Origin of the sequence: Rhodovulum imhoffii (assembly GCF_003046545.1) — a bacterium.
Taxonomy (GTDB): Bacteria; Pseudomonadota; Alphaproteobacteria; order Rhodobacterales; family Rhodobacteraceae; genus Rhodovulum; species Rhodovulum imhoffii.
Genome location: NZ_QAAA01000002.1, coordinates 236,120 through 254,377 on the forward strand (window position 1 = coordinate 236,120; position 18,258 = coordinate 254,377).

At 62.4% G+C, this 18,258-nt stretch carries 21 protein-coding genes, 1 tRNA gene and 1 pseudogene; 7 read left to right on the plus strand and 16 right to left on the minus strand.

The window, feature by feature from the left end:
* Nucleotides 1-3 precede the first annotated feature (3 nt).
* From ubiU to C8N32_RS03025, 8 genes are all read right to left on the minus strand, one after another.
* Nucleotides 4-1,002: a ubiquinone anaerobic biosynthesis protein UbiU gene (gene ubiU, locus C8N32_RS02990; protein WP_107890974.1), complete on the minus strand. Its 999-nt coding sequence runs from the start codon at nt 1,000-1,002 to the stop codon at nt 4-6.
* Complete coding sequence (gene ubiT / locus C8N32_RS02995; protein ID WP_242509472.1) at nt 999-1,535, minus strand: ubiquinone anaerobic biosynthesis accessory factor UbiT; 537 nt, start codon at nt 1,533-1,535, stop codon at nt 999-1,001. The genes ubiU and ubiT overlap by 4 nt, the downstream gene beginning before the upstream one ends.
* 108 nt (nt 1,536-1,643) lie before the next feature.
* Nucleotides 1,644-2,048, minus strand: a complete 405-nt coding sequence (locus C8N32_RS03000; protein ID WP_107890975.1) for a hypothetical protein — start codon at nt 2,046-2,048, stop codon at nt 1,644-1,646.
* A 42-nt stretch (nt 2,049-2,090) separates the two neighbouring features.
* Complete coding sequence (gene rpoD, locus C8N32_RS03005) at nt 2,091-4,076, minus strand: RNA polymerase sigma factor RpoD (RefSeq protein ID WP_107890976.1); 1,986 nt, start codon at nt 4,074-4,076, stop codon at nt 2,091-2,093.
* Between the two features lie 120 nt (nt 4,077-4,196).
* Nucleotides 4,197-6,134, minus strand: coding sequence for a DNA primase (gene dnaG / locus C8N32_RS03010; protein WP_107890977.1), 1,938 nt, complete (start codon nt 6,132-6,134; stop codon nt 4,197-4,199).
* A 91-nt stretch (nt 6,135-6,225) separates the two neighbouring features.
* Entirely contained in the window at nt 6,226-7,656 is a 1,431-nt protein-coding gene (locus C8N32_RS03015) for a Glu/Leu/Phe/Val family dehydrogenase (RefSeq protein WP_107890978.1), read from the minus strand.
* Between the two features lie 162 nt (nt 7,657-7,818).
* Complete coding sequence (locus C8N32_RS03020) at nt 7,819-8,298, minus strand: hypothetical protein (RefSeq protein ID WP_107890979.1); 480 nt, start codon at nt 8,296-8,298, stop codon at nt 7,819-7,821.
* 52 nt (nt 8,299-8,350) lie between these two features.
* Nucleotides 8,351-8,938 (minus strand): TetR/AcrR family transcriptional regulator, encoded by a 588-nt coding sequence (locus tag C8N32_RS03025; RefSeq protein ID WP_107890980.1) that lies wholly within the window; start codon nt 8,936-8,938, stop codon nt 8,351-8,353.
* Nucleotides 8,939-9,035: 97 nt separating this feature from the next.
* On the opposite strand from C8N32_RS03025, the gene C8N32_RS03030 reads away from it, so the two are divergent.
* From C8N32_RS03030 to C8N32_RS03050, 5 genes are all read left to right on the plus strand, one after another.
* Nucleotides 9,036-9,272, plus strand: coding sequence for a hypothetical protein (locus C8N32_RS03030; protein WP_107890981.1), 237 nt, complete (start codon nt 9,036-9,038; stop codon nt 9,270-9,272).
* An 85-nt stretch (nt 9,273-9,357) separates the two neighbouring features.
* Complete coding sequence (locus tag C8N32_RS03035) at nt 9,358-10,644, plus strand: homoserine dehydrogenase (RefSeq protein ID WP_107890982.1); 1,287 nt, start codon at nt 9,358-9,360, stop codon at nt 10,642-10,644.
* A gap of 101 nt (nt 10,645-10,745) precedes the next feature.
* Nucleotides 10,746-11,717 (plus strand): class II fructose-bisphosphatase, encoded by a 972-nt coding sequence (glpX, locus tag C8N32_RS03040; RefSeq protein ID WP_107890983.1) that lies wholly within the window; start codon nt 10,746-10,748, stop codon nt 11,715-11,717.
* A gap of 3 nt (nt 11,718-11,720) precedes the next feature.
* Nucleotides 11,721-13,466, plus strand: a complete 1,746-nt coding sequence (gene recJ, locus C8N32_RS03045) for a single-stranded-DNA-specific exonuclease RecJ (protein WP_107890984.1) — start codon at nt 11,721-11,723, stop codon at nt 13,464-13,466.
* Nucleotides 13,467-13,539: 73 nt separating this feature from the next.
* Nucleotides 13,540-13,614: transfer RNA gene (locus C8N32_RS03050), tRNA-Glu, on the plus strand.
* A gap of 70 nt (nt 13,615-13,684) precedes the next feature.
* Here the strand turns inward: C8N32_RS03050 and C8N32_RS03055 are convergent.
* The 6 genes and pseudogenes from C8N32_RS03055 to C8N32_RS15255 all read right to left on the minus strand — a co-directional run bounded on the left by C8N32_RS03055 (nt 13,685) and on the right by C8N32_RS15255 (nt 16,213).
* Complete coding sequence (locus C8N32_RS03055; protein ID WP_107890985.1) at nt 13,685-14,626, minus strand: tyrosine-type recombinase/integrase; 942 nt, start codon at nt 14,624-14,626, stop codon at nt 13,685-13,687.
* Between the two features lie 95 nt (nt 14,627-14,721).
* Nucleotides 14,722-14,997: a hypothetical protein gene (locus tag C8N32_RS03060; protein ID WP_146159673.1), complete on the minus strand. Its 276-nt coding sequence runs from the start codon at nt 14,995-14,997 to the stop codon at nt 14,722-14,724.
* A gap of 6 nt (nt 14,998-15,003) precedes the next feature.
* The gene (locus tag C8N32_RS03065) at nt 15,004-15,318 is read right to left on the minus strand and encodes a DUF2190 family protein (protein WP_107890987.1); all 315 of its coding nucleotides are present in this window, start codon (nt 15,316-15,318) and stop codon (nt 15,004-15,006) included.
* Nucleotides 15,319-15,536: 218 nt separating this feature from the next.
* Nucleotides 15,537-15,674: a hypothetical protein gene (locus tag C8N32_RS14915; RefSeq protein WP_170106715.1), complete on the minus strand. Its 138-nt coding sequence runs from the start codon at nt 15,672-15,674 to the stop codon at nt 15,537-15,539.
* 214 nt (nt 15,675-15,888) lie between these two features.
* A pseudogene (locus C8N32_RS15250) lies at nt 15,889-16,065 on the minus strand (IS481 family transposase); the annotation flags it as partial.
* Nucleotides 16,058-16,213 carry a hypothetical protein gene (locus C8N32_RS15255; protein WP_420853798.1) on the minus strand — a complete coding sequence of 52 codons (156 nt, stop codon included), beginning with the start codon at nt 16,211-16,213 and terminating at the stop codon, nt 16,058-16,060. The pseudogene C8N32_RS15250 and the gene C8N32_RS15255, both read right to left, overlap by 8 nt.
* A gap of 405 nt (nt 16,214-16,618) precedes the next feature.
* On the opposite strand from C8N32_RS15255, the gene C8N32_RS03075 reads away from it, so the two are divergent.
* The gene (locus C8N32_RS03075) at nt 16,619-17,164 is read left to right on the plus strand and encodes a hypothetical protein (RefSeq protein WP_146159674.1); all 546 of its coding nucleotides are present in this window, start codon (nt 16,619-16,621) and stop codon (nt 17,162-17,164) included.
* 2 nt (nt 17,165-17,166) lie between these two features.
* On the opposite strand, the gene C8N32_RS03080 is transcribed toward C8N32_RS03075, so the two are convergent.
* Nucleotides 17,167-17,469 (minus strand): hypothetical protein, encoded by a 303-nt coding sequence (locus tag C8N32_RS03080; RefSeq protein ID WP_170106716.1) that lies wholly within the window; start codon nt 17,467-17,469, stop codon nt 17,167-17,169.
* Nucleotides 17,470-17,550: 81 nt separating this feature from the next.
* Between C8N32_RS03080 and C8N32_RS14835 the strand changes: the two genes are divergently transcribed.
* Nucleotides 17,551-17,778, plus strand: a complete 228-nt coding sequence (locus C8N32_RS14835; protein ID WP_146159676.1) for a hypothetical protein — start codon at nt 17,551-17,553, stop codon at nt 17,776-17,778.
* Here C8N32_RS14835 and C8N32_RS03085 read toward each other — a convergent pair.
* Nucleotides 17,760-18,074 carry an AzlD domain-containing protein gene (locus C8N32_RS03085; protein WP_107890990.1) on the minus strand — a complete coding sequence of 105 codons (315 nt, stop codon included), beginning with the start codon at nt 18,072-18,074 and terminating at the stop codon, nt 17,760-17,762. The genes C8N32_RS14835 and C8N32_RS03085 overlap by 19 nt on opposite strands.
* Nucleotides 18,075-18,258: the final 184 nt, after the last annotated feature.

Consider the following 18,258-nt stretch of genomic DNA (forward strand, 5'->3'; position numbering starts at 1 on the left):
CGTTCACCGCCATTTCTTGGTTTTCAGCGCACCTTCGGTCTGTTTCTGACCCTCTGTCAGGGCGACCAGGTCAGCCAGTTTTGGCTCTTCACCCGCCATGATCGAGTCGACCGCCTCACGGAAGGCCCCGACGACTTTTTTCACGTAAGCGCGCGAGCGTTGACGCCCCTCAATCTTGAAGGCATGGACCCCCGCCTTTACCAGGTCCGGCAACATGTTCGAGGCATTGAGGCTGATCGGTTCCTCGAAAGCGTAGTACCCCCCTTCACGACACTGGGCACGGTAGCGGCCCTTGCAGATCGTCGGGTAGCCGGCCGTTTCATCGGGCGCAAAGCGGTCGATGGTGTAGCCGCAAAGCTTGGTGGACATGTTGTCGGCCGCATCACGTTCGTACTTTACGCAGGCGGCGGGCGAACAGGCACCATCCATGTTGGTGGAGATGCCGGTGACGTAATTTGTCAGGCTGCACCGCCCTTCGACCATCAGGCCATGGTTGCCGAAGATGAAGGTCTCCACCTCACAGGGGATTTCCTCGACCAGACCCTTGATCTCGCTGACCGTCATGATTCGTGGCAGCACCACGCGTTTCACCCCGAACTCGCGCACGTAATACTCGATCGCTTCGGGCGAAGAGGCCGCCGCCTGCACGGAAAGGTGGATTCGCAGATCCGGGTAGGTACGGCAAGCATAATCGGCCACGGAAATATCCGCGACGATGATCGCGTCCACGCCGATGCGGGCACAGGTGTCCACGGCCTCTTTCCAAAGGTCGAACTTGCCCGCGGGCGGAAAGGTGTTCAGCGTTACCAGTACCTTGGTGCCCCGCTCATGCGCGTAGGCAACGGATTTTTCCATTTCCTCCGGCGTGAAATTCAGGCCGGTGAAGTTGCGGGCGTTGGTCGCGTTCTGAAAACCGCAGTATACAGCGTCCGCGCCCACGTCCACGGCGGTGCGCAGACCGGCAGGCGTGCCTGCCGGGCAGATCAGTTCTGGCTTGATCATTGGTCAGCCCCTTTCCTCTTCTGTGCGGTCTCGGCGGCACGGCGCAGGGCGTTCAGCGCCATCCGCCCCGGAGCGCCGAACATGTCGGCGACGCTTTCGGCGATGGGCTCATCCACATCGTCCAGCGCGTTGCGCAGGCAGACAACGGCTTCGGTATCGCCGGTCACAACCAGATCGCGCGAGAAGAACAGCGCGTCGCCATCCTGCTCGGCATCCATCAGCGTCAGCAGATCAAGGAACGTGCCCGAGATACAGGCGACATGCGGCAACTGGTTGTTGCGGCTCACGGCGCGAAAATCCAGCGCATCCGGATCGGGCCGCAGATACAGCATGAACGGCATGTTGACGGGATCGATCAGGAAATAGGCGTGACGGTGCGGGCCCAGACGGTCAAACATGTCGGGGTTTTCCGCGGCGATCTTCGTCACGATCCGTTTCAGGATCGGCCGAAGTACAAAAAGCGGCAGCGGCGGCGCGAAAGGAAAGGCGCGGGAGCCGCCGAACGCTCTCTGGGGGGAGGGTTGCGGTGTCATGGCAGGTTGGTACCCGGATGTGTGTAAATCCTGATTGACTTACGTCAAAACAGGTCCGGCCCGCAGGGGCACGAATTGTCACAGGGGGCGGGCCCCAACGGAATTTGATCAGTTGCGGCCCAGATCGAAGTAAAACGGCATGAGAGAGCGGCAACCCATGCGCGCATGGATAACCCGCAAGCTGAAGCCGGGGCGGCTGAGCGATTTCGAGTAGCCGCGCGGCCCCTCGGGCTCCTCCATCGACAGGACCGAGAAAAGCACCCCTTCGTTGTCGCGCGGGGCGGCAAGGTAGATACGCTCACCGGGGCCAAGGTCCAGCTCATCTTTGGCATAATCTCCTGCCGCGCACCAGTACTCGGTCGGGCCATAGCCGGGCTTGACCAGCACCCGGAACTGCCCCGCAATCCCCGTGTCACGCTGGATTCGGGCGCCGTGCCATGTCACGTAATCCCAGCGCGCGGGCTGCGGCGCGGCACAGGCAGAGAGAAGCAAAACAAGCGACAACACCCTCATGTTCCTAAAAACGGGGCACTGCCCCGCCCCCCTTCATACTGACTACTGATCCAGGAAACTGCGCAGTTTCCGCGAGCGGCTGGGATGCTTGAGTTTGCGCAGGGCCTTGGCTTCGATCTGGCGAATACGCTCGCGTGTGACGCTGAACTGCTGGCCGACTTCTTCCAGCGTATGGTCGGTGTTCATGCCAATACCGAAACGCATGCGCAGCACACGTTCCTCCCGAGGGGTGAGGCTGGCCAGAACGCGCGTCGTGGTTTCCTTCAGGTTGTCCTGAATGGCACTGTCCAGCGGCAGGATGGCGTTCTTGTCCTCGATGAAATCGCCCAGCTGGCTGTCTTCCTCATCCCCGATCGGGGTTTCAAGAGAAATCGGTTCCTTGGCGATCTTCATCACCTTTCGGACTTTCTCCAGTGGCATTTGCAGCTTGGCGGCCAACTCTTCGGGGGTGGGCTCACGACCGATCTCATGCAGCATCTGACGACCGGTGCGCACAAGCTTGTTGATCGTCTCGATCATGTGGACGGGAATGCGTATCGTACGCGCCTGATCGGCGATGGACCGGGTGATCGCCTGCCGGATCCACCACGTCGCGTAGGTACTGAACTTGTACCCCCGGCGGTATTCGAATTTGTCCACCGCCTTCATCAGGCCGATATTGCCTTCCTGAATCAGGTCGAGGAACTGCAAACCCCGGTTGGTGTATTTCTTGGCAATCGAAATCACCAGGCGCAGGTTCGCCTCAACCATTTCCTTCTTGGCCTGCCGGGCTTCCTTTTCCCCCTTCTGGACCTGCTGAACGATGCGGCGAAACTCGGAAATATCCACACCGACATACTGGCCGACCTGCGCCATCTCGGCCCGCAGAGCTTCAACCTTGTCGCCGGAACGGTCCACCAGCGCCTGCCAGCCACGGCCGGATTTCCGGCCCATCCGCTCCATCCAGCTCGGGTCAAGCTCCGAGTCGCGATAGGCTTCGATGAATTCGCGCCGATTGATGCGCGCCTGATCGGCGAGTTTGACCATGTTGCTGTCGATCGACATGATCTTGCGGTTGATACCGTAAAGCTGATCGACCAACGCCTCGATCCGGTTGTTGTGCAGGTGCAGCCCGTTTACCAGCTCCACGATCTCCGAGCGCAGTTTCTGGTAATCGGCCTCGGCGGAATCGCTGAACGCGCCGGTTTCGCCGAGAGTCGCGGACATGCGCAGGTCCTGCATTTGCGACAGCTTCGCGTAATCTTCGGCGATCTGGTCCAACGTTTCCAGGACACGCGGCTTGAGCGCCGCCTCCATCGCCGCAAGCGACATGTTGGCCTGCTCGTCGTCGTCGTCGTCGTCGTCGTTGCGAATCGGGTTCCCGTCGGCATCCAGTTCGGGCTGCTCTTCCTTCTGGCGGCGCGGACTGGCGGCTTCCACCTCCAACCCCTCGACGACAGGGGCGTCTTCATCTTCGTCCATCGCGGTCCCGAAGGTCGCGTCAAGATCGATCACGTCGCGCAGCAGGATGTCTTCGTTGAGAAGTTCGTCCCGCCAGATGGTGATGGCCTGAAAGGTCAGCGGGCTTTCACACAGCCCGGCGATCATGGTGTTGCGCCCGGCCTCGATCCGCTTGGCAATGGCAATCTCACCCTCGCGGGACAAAAGCTCCACCGACCCCATTTCGCGCAGGTACATACGCACCGGATCGTCGGTACGGTCCAGCGTTTCGGATTGGGTCTGGGCAACGGCGACCTCGCGCGACGTGGAGGCCGCCACGACGTCCTTGGATTTTTCCTCGCTGTCCTCGGCGTCGTCCTCGGCTTCGATGACGTTGATGCCCATCTCCGAAAGCATCGACATCACATCCTCGATCTGCTCCGACGAAACCTGTTCCGGCGGCAAAACCTGATTGAGCTGGTCATAGGTGATGTAGCCTCGCTCCTTGGCCTCGGCGATCATCTTCTTGACCGCGGCCTGGCTCATGTCGAGGGTGAGTTCCGGTTCCTGCTCTTCAGATTTTCGGTCGTCGGTGTCTTTTGCGGCCATTCCTTACTCCTTGCGCGGGAGGGTGATTCGGACAGGGCGGTGATCCGAATCAATAGCGCGAATCGCGCCGGTGCACACCCGTTTACCCTTAATTTTCTTACCTGAACATCTTTGTACCGTTCAGGGGCGCTGCCGCGCCTTGTCATATCGAATCTGAGCGACAAGCCGGTCGAACGCCTCACGTTCCCCGCGGTCAACCTGAGCACCGTTCGGGGCGACATCAAAATCCCCCCTGTTTTCGGTTTTCACGCGCCCGGCGGTGTTGCGCGCCTGTGCGGCCTGCCCTAACCGCCATGTCAGCCCTTCATCGGCCAGCCCCTCCATATCTTCCATCGCTTCGGCGATTTCACGCGCCGCACCGCGGTTGGCCGCCAGCTTGGCCAATTCTTCGGCCAGGCAGAGCCGCGCCTTCTCATCGTCGTCGGGATGACGGATCGGCGGAGCAATCTGCACATGGCCAGACGCAAATAGCTTTTCAAGAGGCCCTGCCCCCAGACGCGCCTCCAGCCGGCTACGCAGGACAGCGGGGTCGCTCTCCCCCAGGCAGGTCAGGAGTTCCGCCTGGAGGCGCGCATGGTAGGGCACCCGGAACTCCAGCCGTTCCAGTTCAGCCTCGAAACTCAGGATCAAGGCCGGATGGGTGATCAGCGTGGCAAGAATCACCGCTTCACGCAGGTCTTCCCCGAACTGCGCCGACGCCGCGACCAGTGCCGAGTTGCGCGTGCCGGGCCGCGGCGCGCCGGGAACGCGCCCTTTGCCGCGCGGCGTCCACTCCGGACGGAACAATGCCCGGCGCAGGCGGTTCAACTCCTCCCCGTAGTGGCGCCGGATTGCCGGATCCTTGATACGAGCCACCGCCTTGCGCAGGTCACGCTCCAGCGCGGCCTTGCGCTCCGGGCTGTCGAGGTTGCGGCCTTCGGTTTCCCGCTGCCACAGCAGGGTCACCATTGGCACCGCGGCGTCCAGCATCTTCTGCATCGCCCCCGCCCCACCCGCGCGGATCAGGTCATCGGGGTCCTGCCCCGGCGGCATCAGGGCAAAGCGCAGGGACTGGCCGGCCTCCAGCAGCGGCAGCGCCAGGTCGATCACCCGCCGCGCCGCGCCAACCCCGGCCTTGTCGCCATCCAGCGCCACGACGGGCTCGGGCGCGATGCGCCACAACAGGCGTAACTGATCCTCGGTGATCGCAGTCCCGAGCGGGGCGACCGCGCCGGTAAATCCGGCCTCCGACAGGGCGATGACATCCATGTACCCTTCGGCCACGATCAGTGGCTGGCCGCGCCCGACGGCCTCCCGCGCGGGGGCGTGATTGAAAAGGGAGCGCCCCTTGGCGAACAGGTCGGTTTCCGGAGAGTTGAGGTATTTCGCGTTGTCCGACGGGTCCATCGCCCGCCCGCCAAAGGCGATCACACGACCGCGCCCGTCACGGATGGGGAAGATAATACGGTTGCGGAACACGTCATACGGCTGGCGGCCCTTGTCCGATTCCCGCGCCAGCCCGGCAGCGAGACTCATCTCCGGCTTCGTGCCGGCATTGGTCAGGTGATCCCACAGGTTCTGCCAGCCGGGTGGGGCAAAGCCGATCTCCCACCGCTCCAGCGCCGCATCGGAAAGGCCCCGGCCCTCCAGATAGGCGCGCGCCCCGGCCCCGGCCCCGCTCCGCAGTTGCATGCGAAAGAACCGCAGAGCCATCTCCATGACCAGCATCAGTTCCGTACGCCGGTCGGCCTTTTCCCGGGCCCCCGGATCGCGCGCGGGCATCTGCATCCCCGCCTCGGCGGCGAGAATCTCCACGGCGCCCATGAAATCGACATTCTCGGTTTCGCGCACAAAGCCGATCGCATCGCCTTTCGCATGGCACCCGAAACAGTAGTAGTAGCCCTTTCGGTCGTCGACGTGGAAACTCGCGGTCTTTTCCTGATGAAACGGGCACGGGGCCCACATATCGCCCCTGGCCTGGTTGGACTTGCGCATGTCCCAAATGACCTTTCGCCCCACCACCTGCGCGATGGAGACCCGGCTGCGCAATTCTTCAAGAAACCCCGGAGGCAAACTCATGGCGGTCAATATACTATAATCCAGCCGCCATGACAGCGGAGCGTGTCACCAAGCGCACCGGACAGGGCGCCTGGCACATCTCGGGAACGGATCAAAGCCCTTTCGCGCTATACCCATCTGCAACCCGTCCGATGGCAACCAGATAGGCGGCCATCCGCAGGTCGGGCACGTCCTCACGGCTTTCCCAGATTTCACGGATTGCCTGGTAGGAGGTCCGCATCGTGTCATCCAGCCCCGAACGCACAAGTTCCAACTCATCCGCGCCACGCAGGTATCTCTCCTTGAAGTTGGGCGAAAGCGTCCATCCGATGCCGGTGTCGGCGGAAAGACGTTCCAGTTCATCCACGACAAGCTGGTGACGGGCTTCTTCCTGCCGGCGCTGCATGCGGCCGAACCGGATGTGGCTGAGGTTCTTTACCCATTCGAAATAGGATACCGTCACACCCCCTGCGTTGGCGTAAAGATCCGGGATGATGACCGTTCCCTTTTCCTGCAGGATCCGGTCGGCCCCTGCGGTCACGGGCCCGTTCGCGGCTTCTATGATCAAAGGAGCCTTGATGCGCGCGGCGTTCTCTTCGTTGATGACACCCTCCAGCGCGGCGGGAACAAGGATATCGCAGTCGTCCTCCAGCACCACGGACCCGTTGCCGACGAACTCGCCCTCCGGGCACCCCTGGACGCCGCCATGGTCAACGATCCAGTCCCGCACCGCGGGGACATTCATCCCCAGCGGATTCACCAGGGCGCCATCGCGCTCTATAATACCGGTGACACGCGCGCCGTCTTCCTGCGAAAGGAACAGCGCCGCGTGGAATCCCACGTTGCCAAGCCCCTGCACGATCACACGCTTGCCATCGAGCATCCCGGACAGGCCCGCCTTGGCGACATCTTCAGGGTGGCGGAAAAACTCCCGCAGAGCATATTGTACACCGCGACCGGTGGCCTCGACCCGCCCCGCAATACCTCCCGCGTTGATCGGTTTGCCCGTGACGCACGCGGTCGCGTTGATATCGGTTGTGTTCATGCGCAGGTACTGATCGGCAATCCACTCCATTTCACGCGGGCCGGTTCCCATATCGGGGGCAGGCACGTTCTGGGCCGGGTTGATCAGATCGCGCTTGATCAGTTCATAAGCGAAGCGACGGGTGATCATCTCCAGTTCGCTTTCCTCCCAGGCGCGCGGATCGATGCACAACCCCCCCTTGGATCCCCCGAACGGGGCTTCGACCAAAGCACATTTGTAGGTCATCAACGCCGCCAGGGCTTCCACTTCATCCTGGTTCACGGCGGTGGCATAGCGGATGCCGCCCTTGACGGGTTCGCGATGCTCGGAATGGACGGAACGGTAACCGACAAAGGTTTCCAGCTTGCCCCGCAGGCGCACCCCGAACCGAACTGTGTAGGTGGAGTTGCACACCCGGATCTTCTCGGCCAGACCCGGAGGAAGGTCCATCGCCGCAACGGCGCGGTTGAACATGAAATCTACGGATTCACGGAAACTGGATTCGCGGCGCTCAGGCATGGTGCCCTCTCTTTTTTTCTTGTGCCGGGTCAAGGTGCGGCGGTGCGTCGCACCAAGGCCAGTATAGGCGCAGCCGAAAGAGAAGGAAATACGCTGTAAAACAGTGTTTTAACGTGAATCCCGAAATCGTGCTACAACCCTGTCGCGCGCTGCGTCGCGGCATTACCGGGCTGCGGCGCGCTCCGCCAGCGCGGTCTCCAACGCCTCGGCCATGACCTTGGCCTGGACCGCCGAAGTCACGCCGCCGACCCCCACGCGCCGTCCAAGGCGCCACCAAAGCCCCGGCGCCCAGACTATACCCTGCGGTTGTTTCAGTTTCAGAACGAACCCGTTCGACGGCTTGAAGGCGAACAAGCCCCGGTCGACAGCCTCGATCTCCTCCAGTCGCGCCAGAATGCGCCCATCGCTGTCAGAAAGACCTTCCTCGGTCAGGGTAAGGGACCTCTTCGTAGCCCGATGCATCTTGACCCCGAGGACCAGAACCACAACGCCCAGTCCCAGCAGGAAAGCGCGCCAGCCCAGTGCTTCCGGCGGGCGGGCCATGGCGATGTACAAAACCACTCCGGCCAGCAGCAGCAAGACCCCCAGGCCAAAGAACCGGCGTGGGGCTGAAACGCGCAGATGGGCGATATTCCCGGGCATCTGATCCTCTTTTCCCGCAGCCATATCGCGCCCCGCCCCGCAGGTCGAGCCTTTACGCCCCGACCGCCTTGCGCACCATGTCCCAGTAAAGCATCTCGACCCGGTTCCGGCTGAGCCGCCCGGTATCGCGGTACCATGTCGTCACCCCGGTCAGCATGGCGATCACGGCCAACGTCGCCAGCTTGACGTCTTCGAGCGCAAACACCCCCTGCGCCTGCCCCGCGCACAGAATGGTCTCCAACTCGGTCTCATAGCGTTTGCGCAACCGTTCGATGACGGCGAAGTTTTCGGGCACAAGATTGCGCAGTTCCATATATGCGATGAAAACCTCGTCGGGCCGGTCGAGATGGTAGCGCACATGAAACCGGCAAAACCGCTCCAGCGCAGCCAGGGGGGGCGCCGGGCAAGATTCGGCCCGCCATGCCGCCAGCAGATCCTCAAGATGCGCGCGCATCAGATCGAATAGCAGGCTTTGTTTGTCCGGCGTATAATTATAGAGGGCGCCGGCCTGCACCCCGACCTCGGTCGCGATTTGGCGCATCGAAACCGCCGCGTAACCGTAGCGCGCAAACAGCCGTTGCGCCGCGGCGTGAACCCGCGGCCCGGTGATCTCGGAATGGGAACCCGTCTTTCGTGCCATGACTCCCTGTCTATCTGAACATTCGTTCATTTCCAAGCCGCCTTGCCGGGCCGGGCCGGGCCGGTTTATGGTCCTGCCAGCTTTCGGAAAGAACTCAATGCCGCGTCCAGACCTGACCATCATGTACCTTGTCCTGGCCACGGGCTGCGCCCCCATGACCGACTTCGCGCAACCCCGGTCGGCCACGGAAGGAACATACCCCACGCTTGCCCCGATCGACACCCTGCTGGAAGACGCCCAATCCGCCCGGCTGACCCCGGACGCTCCGGCTGAGCTGGAGGCCCGCGCGGCGGCCCTGCGTGCGCGGGCGGCACGGCTTCGGGCCACCGATTAGCGGACTGACCAGAGGCGCGCGTTGCATGACCCTGCCTGACGCGCTACAGACCCTTCAACACGGGACCTGAGACGCGGAGACCCCCATGAACACCCCCCTGCGCCTGGGCATTGCCGGGCTGGGCACCGTCGGTGCCGGAGTCGTCAAGATCATCGCCCGCCATGGCGGCCTTCTGACCCAACGCTCTGGCCGGCCGGTCGAGATCGCGGCCGTATCCGCACGCACCCGGGACAAGGACAGGGGAGTGGATCTCTCACCCTATGGATGGGAAGACGACCCCGTCGCCCTTGCCCAGCGCGACGACGTAAACGTCTTCGTGGAGTTGATGGGCGGCTCCGACGGACCGGCCAAGGCCGCGACAGAGGCCGCCATCTCGGCGGGAAAAGACGTGGTTACGGCCAACAAGGCAATGCTGGCCCTGCACGGGCAGGCGCTGGCCGAAGCGGCGGAAACCGCCGGGCGTGTCATCCGGTTCGAAGCCGCCGTGGCCGGGGGCATTCCCGTCGTCAAGGCCCTGACCGAAGGGCTGGCGGGCAATCGGGTCACCCGCGTGATGGGGGTGATGAACGGCACCTGCAACTACATCCTGACCCGCATGGAACACGCAGGGCTGCCCTATGATACCGTGTTCGACGAAGCGAACAAGCTGGGTTACCTCGAGGCGGACCCGATGCTGGACGTCGGCGGCATCGATGCGGGGCACAAGCTGGCACTTCTGGCCGCAATCGCCTTCGGCACGCAGGTGAACTTTCACGGAATGGAACTGGAGGGGATCGAACGGATCTCCATCGATGACATCCGCCACGCCGCCGACATGGGCTTTCGCATCAAGCTGCTGGGCGTGGCGCAAATGACCGGGCGCGGGCTGGAACAGCGCATGACGCCCTGCCTGGTCCCGGCCACGTCACCGCTGGGCCGGCTGGAAAATGCCACCAACATGGTCCTTCTGGAAGGGGACGCCGTCGGGCAGATCATCCTGCGCGGGGCTGGCGCGGGCGAAGGACCGACCGCCAGCGCGGTAATGTCCGATATCCTCGATATCGCCCGCGGAACCCGCGTGCCGACTTTCGGCCAGCCCGCCCGCACCCTGACAACGGCCCCCGCCGCCCGTGTTTCGACCGCCGCGCCCTATTACCTGAGGATGGAACTGGAAGACCGCCCCGGTGCGCTGGCCAAGGTCGCGATGGTCCTGGGGGACGCCGGCATTTCGATCAACCGCATGCGCCAGTATCGCCACGCGCGGACCACCGCCCCGGTCCTTGTCGTCACGCACAAGACCACGCGCGATGCGCTGGATCATGCCCGAAAGGGCTTCGCCGGAACGGGCGTCGTTGTGGGGGAGCCGGTCGCCATCCGCATCGAGGATATCTGACCTCGCCCCATCCGATCCCGTGGCGGGCCTCTCCAACCTTGCCCTGCAAGGGGTGAGGGGGTTAGGAAAGGCATACCCTTTACTCAATTCAGGATGTTTTCATGTCTTCTTCCGCCCCCACCGATTTCAACGACCGCATGCTGTCCCTTGGCCTTGCCCGCGTGTCGGAGGCCGCTGCGCTGGCCTCGGCGCAGCTGATCGGGCGGGGGGACGAAAAGGCAGCGGATCAGGCCGCCGTGAATGCGATGCGCGACCAGCTCAACAAGCTGGACATCGACGGCGTGGTGGTCATCGGCGAGGGAGAGCGGGACGAAGCCCCAATGCTGTTCATCGGCGAGGAGGTCGGCTCCGGCAAGGGTCCGGCGGTGGATATCGCCCTCGACCCGCTGGAGGGCACGACGCTCACCGCGAAGGATATGCCCAACGCGCTGACGGTCATCGCCATGGCCCCGCGCGGCACGCTGTTGCACGCCCCCGATGTCTACATGGACAAGCTGGCCATCGGGCCGGGCTACCCGGAAAACGTTGTCGCGTTGGACATGACCCCCGCGGAACGGGTGAGCGAACTGGCCAGAGCACGGGGCTGCCAGCCCCGCGACATCACGGTTTGCGTACTCGAACGTCCGCGCCACGAAGACATGATCGCTGAATTGCGTTCCACCGGAGCGGCGATCCGGCTGATCACCGATGGCGATGTTGCCGGTGTGATCCACTGCGCCGAAGCGGACGTGACCGGCATCGACATGTATATGGGCTCCGGCGGCGCCCCCGAAGGCGTTCTGGCCGCCTCCGCCCTGAAATGCATGGGCGGACAAATGTGGGGCCGCCTGCTGTTTCGCAACGATGACGAACGCGCCCGCGCCGCCAAGGCCGGAATCACGGATTTTGACCGTGTCTATTCCCGCGATGAAATGGTCACCCATGACGTCATCTTTGCCGCGACCGGCGTCACCGATGGCTCTATCGTCAAGGGCATAAAGCGAGAACCCTTCTGCCTGACCACCGAAACGATCCTCATGCGGTCGAAGACCGGTTCCCTGCGCCGGATGATCTACCGCCACCCGTTGAAGTAAGGCATGTGCGAAGCTTTTCTTGGGGTCGGAAACTCCCTGACCGGGCGACGCTGGGTCGGCCCCGGCACCGGGATCGACCGGCTGGCAGAGCATCTTGCCCAACGAACCGGCCTGCCCGCCCCGCTCTGCCGGGTTCTGGCGCGCCGCAGCGTAACGCCAGAGGAAGCCGAAGGCTTTCTCGCCCCTTCCCTGCGTGACCTTCTTCCGGACCCGATGCGGCTGCGCGACATGGAGACGGCTGCACTGCGCTTCCTTGCCGCCCTGACCGGGCGCCAGCGCATCGCCGTTTTTGCCGATTACGATGTCGATGGCGGCGCTTCGGCCGCCCTGCTGCTGACATGGCTGCGGGAGATGGGCCACGGCGCGACACTCTACATCCCTGACCGGATCGAAGAGGGCTACGGCCCCAACGTGGCCGCAATGCAGGCGCTGGCACGCGATCACGACCTGATCGTCTGCGTGGATTGCGGCACGCTCAGCCACGACCCTATCGCCGCTGCGGGCATCGACGTGATTGTCCTGGATCACCACCTGGGCGGGGAGACCCTGCCACCGGCCTGCGCCGTGGTAAATCCCAATCGCCAGGACGAGTCCGGAGACCTTGGGCATCTTTGCGCTGCGGGAGTCGTGTTCCTGCTGCTGGTGGAGGTCACGCGCCGGATGCGCGGCAACACGCACAAAACGCCGGACCTGATGGGCTATCTGGACCTCGTCGCGCTGGCAACGGTGGCGGATGTCGCGCCCCTGGTCGGGGTAAACCGGGCATTGGTCAGGCAGGGGTTGAAGATCATGGCCCGGCGTCGGCGCCCCGGCCTTGTTGCGCTGGCCGATGTCGCACGCATGACCAGCGCGCCAACGCCATATCACCTGGGCTTTCTGCTGGGGCCAAGGGTAAATGCCGGCGGGCGCATCGGACAGGCGGATATAGGGGCGCGGCTGCTGTCTACCGACGATCCGCACGAAGCAGCGGCACTTGCCGAAAGGCTCGACAAGCTCAACAGCGAGCGGCGCGAAATCGAAAACGCCGTCCGGCAGGCCGCGATGGCGCAGGCTGAAGAACACGGGCTGGAGGCGCCGCTGGTCTGGGCTGCGGGTGAAGGCTGGCATCCCGGCGTGGTCGGTATCGTCGCCGCGCGCCTGAAAGAGGCCACCAACCGTCCCGCCGTGGTCATCGGGCTGGACGGCGATGAGGGCAAGGGCTCAGGCCGATCGGTCGCTGGGGTGGATCTTGGCGCGGCTGTCCACAAGCTGGCGTCAGAGGGGCTGTTGCTGAAGGGCGGCGGCCACCGCATGGCCGCGGGTCTGAGCGTGGCCAGAAACCGTCTGGAAGAGGCAATGGCGCGTCTGTCCGAATTGCTTGCGCAGCAGGGGGCCGGCCTGTGCGGGCCGGCAGATCTGCGGCTGGACGGCGTGTTGATGCCCGGCGCGGCATCCACCGGGCTGGTAGAACAGATCGAAGCCGCCGGCCCCTATGGCGCCGGGGCCCCTGCCCCAAGATTCGCCTTCCCGGACATGGCCATCGCCCATACCCGGCGCTTGGGGGAAGCACATCTGAAACTCACCTTTTCCGACACCACCGGGCCGCGTGTGGAAAGCATTGTTTTTGGCGCCTTCGACACCCCCCTTGGCCCCGCGCTGGAGGCCCACGGCGGCGCAAGATTTCACCTTGCCGGTCGATTGGAAGTGAACGACTGGGGCGGGAAACGGCGTGTTCAACTGCGCCTGGAAGATGCTGCAAGAGCCGGGTAGAATTTCAGATTTTTTGAAATTCCCTCTTGCACGCCCCAGCGGATTTGCCTAATTACCGCCTCACCGCAGCGATGGCCCGTTCGTCTATCGGTTAGGACGCCAGGTTTTCAACCTGGAAAGAGGGGTTCGATTCCCCTACGGGCTGCCACTTCACAGAAGTTTTCGTTTAGTTCCATCACCTTAAGTGCCTCCTTTGTCTAACCTTTCAATACGGTTGGTCAATTTTGTTCTTTCTTCACCCTCAATCGAGCGAGTCCAGAAGTGGTGAGCTTGGCCCTATTCGCGGCTGCAACATAGCGGCTCGCCTCTTTCGCAGTGCCATGGGCTAGGAAAGCCATGACCTCCCACTCAGTTGCGCCATGCTCCGCCAAGCGCCGTGCTCCGGCCTTTCGCAAGCCATGCGGAGTGCAATGCGGCAGCCCCGCCTCTACACACCGATCTCGAAACCAATTCCCTAACGATTCGGGGCGGTAGGCCTGCCCATCCCCATGCCCTATCAACACCATTTGAGTGGAAGCGACGTGCGCCAGTTCTCGTGCGAGTTCCGGAAGGATCGGCAAATCAACTTCCTGTCCAGTCTTTCCGCGTCGGTATGACAATCTCCCTCCGCGGATATTTGCCCGCGTTAGGGCTGCTGCATCCTGACGCGCGGCGCCCGTGCCAAGAAACACCTCAAAGGCCAAACGGGCCTGTGTGCCACTCTCGAAATGATCTCTGAATTGCGCGATCTCGGCGTCAGTCCAGGTGTGAAAGCCGCCCTTACGTGTCTTGCGGCTATCGGCCAATTTGGCTGGGTTTTGGCCCCGAAACCCGAAGCGCTTGGCTGCCAACTCGTAAAGTTGAGCAAGGTCCTTTTTGCAACGGTTGGCGGCTTCTGGGCCACCCTTCTTGTCCATCAGTGCTTCCACATGGCGAGGCAATAGGTCCGCATACTTTGCCTCTCCTATTGCCGTTTTGATCCAGTCGAGGCGCCCTCGTTTTGTGGATTTCGTTTTGGCAGCAAGATCGGCGTAAGCTGAGGACGCTAGGTAAGTTTCGATAAGGAAGGCCACCGTACCGGGCGCGGCGCGTGCTACTGGCACCCGGGCACCCTCCACAGCAGCCTCATAGGCCGCTCTAAACTCCGCAGAGCCATAGGCCCCAGGCAGGTAGCAATCCACCCGAACGCCCTTCACAACACGCCTCAGACGGTGCCGCAGCTTGCCGTGACGGTCAGGTTGGGTTGTAACGCCCGGGAATGGATTGCGGCGTCGTGTCACTGCACTCTCGCAATCATTGCGTCGATGTCATCAGATGCAGTTTCGGTTGAGTAAAGCTCGTCAGAAGCAGCGGGAAGTTCCGCCAAAGCCGCGTCCAGTTCATTTCTCAGCCACACCGTAACACCACCGGCGATCCGTCCGGGCGGCACAACTCCCGCCCGAACGAGCTTATCAAAATGGCCCGCACTGCAACCGAAATACTGCGCGGCCATTGCCCGGCGAAGGGCAGCGGGCCAAAATGGCAATCCTCCTTTGGTTTCAGCACTGGCCATGACACATTACCCCGTCAGGCGCACACGGGCGGTTGCGTCGTTTGCGGCGGCGTCTGCAATCACAACACCTAAACGCGAGCCGGATGCGAGGGCGGTAACTTCGCCGCCCGATACCTCGACTTCATCGCCAAGCGCCAATGCTTCTGCATCGACTTTTGGAAGGTCGAACACCCCAGCCACACTAAGCGCGACATTCTCGCCGATCTCAGCGTTGCCAGATGCGATCCCGGTCAAAGCACCAACGGTAACAATCTGCCCGGACAGCACAGGACCGGGGGCGGGAATGGTGATCGTGTCACCAGGTTGCACATAATTTCTCATGGTCAGACTCCTTTGCTCGTCTGAGGATAAAAGGTTCGGCGGCGCTTTGAGGTCGCGCCACCACATGCGGCCTCTGCGGTCGCAATCTCACGGTCGAGGCGGGGTAAGTCGCCCGATCCATACCGGACCTTGCGAGCCACCCCATTACCGCTCTGCGTATCAATCTCGACAACGCCACCACCCGTTATGATTTGGTCCCGCAAAGCGCAGGTCTTTCGCTACTTTGCCGCGTCCCCGTTTCCCGCGTCGGATTCGGCATCAAGGCTTTCCTGGTAGGGGTCCACGACATGTTGCCGGATTTTGGCGTAGTCACTGCCCTTTACCTTCAGCAGCACAGCCCGGTCGATGCCCGCCATCCCCGCCAAAAGCGCGATGGTTTGACGGGCGGGGGTTGGCCCCTGTGGGAAAGATCAGAAAGCGGGCACCTAAGCGTGTTGCAAAGCGCAAGCTGAAAAAGCCCGAAGGTGAAAGTGGAAAACACCCGTCGTAGGCTTGGTAGCCGAATGGGCTGCCATTCTACATCGCAACCACATGTAACGACTCAGTATTTTACCGCCACACTTTCTCTGCTTAGGTGTTCAGTCCCGGCATCTGGTGGATCGGATCGACGATGAATCTGTCCGGCTCTGAAGTCCAGACTTTGCAGACATATTCGTATGGCGTGAGGCCGCTGAGCGTCTTCAGCCTACGAGCGAAGTTGTAGGCAGCCATGAAGTCCGCGAGGTGGGTGCGGAGCTGATCATGGCTGCCGGCGGAACGCAACGATCATCGCTTCCTCAGTCTCACTGAGAACGGTGGAACGCGGAGCTTTCGGCCCGGTCTTGCGATCTTCCACTGTCTCGCGCTTGCGCCACTTCGCGACGGTCTTCGGATTGATCCCGAGTTCCCGGCTCATCGCAATGTCAGCTTCTCGTTGCGTGGCCGTATTTGACCGGAGTTGCCAGATTGCGGGCGTCGATGTGCCCGCAGGTTTTGACCTTTGGGCCGAAGTAGAAAGCCACACAGAATGAGCGTGTTCACCAGAATTTTCGGGCGCCAAGCCCCGCGAGCGGTTCCGTCAAGCCCCGCTCTCTCCACCTTGGCTTTCGAGATGCGTCAGAGATCGCTTGACGCGAATGCAGGAGGACGGCGCGGGGCGTCCTTCGGTACTTTCGGAAACACAAACGCCGAAGTGGGCGCAAATGCCGAGATCGTGGCGCGACGTGCGGCTTATCTTGCGGTCAACAACCCTTGACCGAAACAGGAGGTTCCAATGCCGCTTGATCGCCTCTTAAGAGAAAAACCGTCTCAAGGTCGTCCAATGCGGCGCACAACCGAAACCCGCCCAGCGACTTGGGACGCCGACAACCGGACCGTAGAGGCAGTGATTGCCACTCCGACGCCAGTACGTCGCCATGACGCGCAAGGCCCGTTTATGGAAGTGCTGGACGCCTCCACGCTCGATCTGAGCGGGGCCGAAGGTTTGGCCGTGATCGACTCTCACCGCACGGATAGTGGGCGTCATGTTCTGGGGCGCGTCGAAAAGGTTTGGCGTGATGGACAGAACGTCATGGCCCGGTTGCAGATCACGGCTGCGGCTGACGCTCAGTGGGCGAGGGACAGAATTGCCGATGGCAGCCTGACGGGTGTGAGCATCGGATATACGGTGGCGGCTTGGGCCACCCGGAGAACTCAAAATGGCTTGCGCTCAAAGTCGCCTTCAAGCTGGCGGATTGCCGCGGGGTTCGTCGCAAAGGTGCTGGCGACCCCGCTTCCACAGGTTCTGGCCATGAAGATCGGTGAGTTCAGGGCGTGGCAAGATGCTGCCCGCGATGTGTGGGAAGCGACCCGGCTGAAGTTCGAATAGCGTCAGTCGTCAGACAGTGGGCGCTGGAAGGCGTTCAGCTGGTCGCGCTCCATCTCGTCGGTTGGCTCGCCATCATACGCCCCGGCGCGATAGGTCACCACCAGAAGTGCCGCGAAGCCCAGTCCGGCCCAAATCCCGCCTCCAAACATATACATAAAGATTGTCGCCGCGACGGCGGCGGCAATCATCAGGATGGCAAAGATCATCGAAAAAATTTCCATGCCCTCAATGTAGGCATTTTCGCCTGAAGTTTCAATGGAGCGACCTGCTATGACAACCAAGCGCATCGAAACCCAACTGACCATCAAGGCGGTGGACCAGTATTCCAGTATCCCGGCCACAATACCCTTGAGGCCCTGACCGCGTGGCGCAGCACCCGGGCGGGCGTGTCTGCGGTGGTGGGCCGGGTGCCGGTCACCGGATCGCGCATCTATCCGAACCACGGTGCCTTCCCGCGTCAGCGCGACATGGCGGATTTCTATGGTGGAGTCGGTGGCCCGCAATGCACAGCGGGCAAGGTGGACCTTGCCTATCCGTACCACCGGATGTTCGGTTGGGATGGCTATGTGCGCTGCATTTGTTTATTCAATATCAATCACGTAGACAACAAGTAGAATGTTATTATGCCGACGAGGGTGGCTAGACCCGGATCCCGCCGGAAACACATGGAGCCGACTGCACCCATCAATCCGCCCACGGCGGCTAGAAACTCCGATGACCCCTCTGTCTGGGCGAATGTGGGCAAGATGACCGCAACAGCCATAGCTGCCAGCAAACACGGGCCCAATCGGTCAAGCCAAGACAACCGCAGCCTCTTCTGGCCGTTCGGTCGAAGCCATAACAAAGGCACGACACGGGTAGCGTAGGTTGCAATACCGATGATTGTGATGGTGACCCAGAGTGCGGTCATCCGGTTCTCCGATCTGGGATGAGGGCAGGAAGAGCTCCCACGGGGATCGCGAACTCAGGACGCTCCAGAAAAACCATGATTGCCGAAAGTGGACTTGCCCGGGTTTTGTGGAGAGCGTTTAGCTCACTTCATGGGCCTTTCGCTCGAAGGCGATGGGGCTCTGGAATCCGAGCGATGAATGCCG

Excerpts from the sequence above, each read along its gene's own strand:
- recJ (WP_107890984.1), top strand. The coding sequence starts at position 11,721 with ATGTGCGAAGCTTTTCTTGGGGTCGGAAACTCCCTGACCGGGCGACGC.
- C8N32_RS03000 (WP_107890975.1), bottom strand. The coding sequence starts at position 2,048 with ATGAGGGTGTTGTCGCTTGTTTTGCTTCTCTCTGCCTGTGCCGCGCCG.
- C8N32_RS03080 (WP_170106716.1), bottom strand. The coding sequence starts at position 17,469 with ATGGTCAGTTGGGTTTCGATGCGCTTGGTTGTCATAGCAGGTCGCTCC.
- C8N32_RS03060 (WP_146159673.1), bottom strand. The coding sequence starts at position 14,997 with ATGGCCAGTGCTGAAACCAAAGGAGGATTGCCATTTTGGCCCGCTGCC.
- C8N32_RS03085 (WP_107890990.1), bottom strand. The coding sequence starts at position 18,074 with ATGACCGCACTCTGGGTCACCATCACAATCATCGGTATTGCAACCTAC.
- C8N32_RS03065 (WP_107890987.1), bottom strand. The coding sequence starts at position 15,318 with ATGAGAAATTATGTGCAACCTGGTGACACGATCACCATTCCCGCCCCC.
- C8N32_RS15255 (WP_420853798.1), bottom strand. The coding sequence starts at position 16,213 with ATGAGCCGGGAACTCGGGATCAATCCGAAGACCGTCGCGAAGTGGCGC.
- C8N32_RS03015 (WP_107890978.1), bottom strand. The coding sequence starts at position 7,656 with ATGCCTGAGCGCCGCGAATCCAGTTTCCGTGAATCCGTAGATTTCATG.
- C8N32_RS14915 (WP_170106715.1), bottom strand. The coding sequence starts at position 15,674 with ATGGCGGGCATCGACCGGGCTGTGCTGCTGAAGGTAAAGGGCAGTGAC.
- glpX (WP_107890983.1), top strand. The coding sequence starts at position 10,746 with ATGTCTTCTTCCGCCCCCACCGATTTCAACGACCGCATGCTGTCCCTT.
- C8N32_RS03025 (WP_107890980.1), bottom strand. The coding sequence starts at position 8,938 with ATGGCACGAAAGACGGGTTCCCATTCCGAGATCACCGGGCCGCGGGTT.
- ubiU (WP_107890974.1), bottom strand. The coding sequence starts at position 1,002 with ATGATCAAGCCAGAACTGATCTGCCCGGCAGGCACGCCTGCCGGTCTG.
- rpoD (WP_107890976.1), bottom strand. The coding sequence starts at position 4,076 with ATGGCCGCAAAAGACACCGACGACCGAAAATCTGAAGAGCAGGAACCG.
- ubiT (WP_242509472.1), bottom strand. The coding sequence starts at position 1,535 with ATGACACCGCAACCCTCCCCCCAGAGAGCGTTCGGCGGCTCCCGCGCC.
- C8N32_RS03020 (WP_107890979.1), bottom strand. The coding sequence starts at position 8,298 with ATGCCCGGGAATATCGCCCATCTGCGCGTTTCAGCCCCACGCCGGTTC.
- dnaG (WP_107890977.1), bottom strand. The coding sequence starts at position 6,134 with ATGAGTTTGCCTCCGGGGTTTCTTGAAGAATTGCGCAGCCGGGTCTCC.
- C8N32_RS03030 (WP_107890981.1), top strand. The coding sequence starts at position 9,036 with ATGCCGCGTCCAGACCTGACCATCATGTACCTTGTCCTGGCCACGGGC.
- C8N32_RS03035 (WP_107890982.1), top strand. The coding sequence starts at position 9,358 with ATGAACACCCCCCTGCGCCTGGGCATTGCCGGGCTGGGCACCGTCGGT.
- C8N32_RS03075 (WP_146159674.1), top strand. The coding sequence starts at position 16,619 with ATGCGGCGCACAACCGAAACCCGCCCAGCGACTTGGGACGCCGACAAC.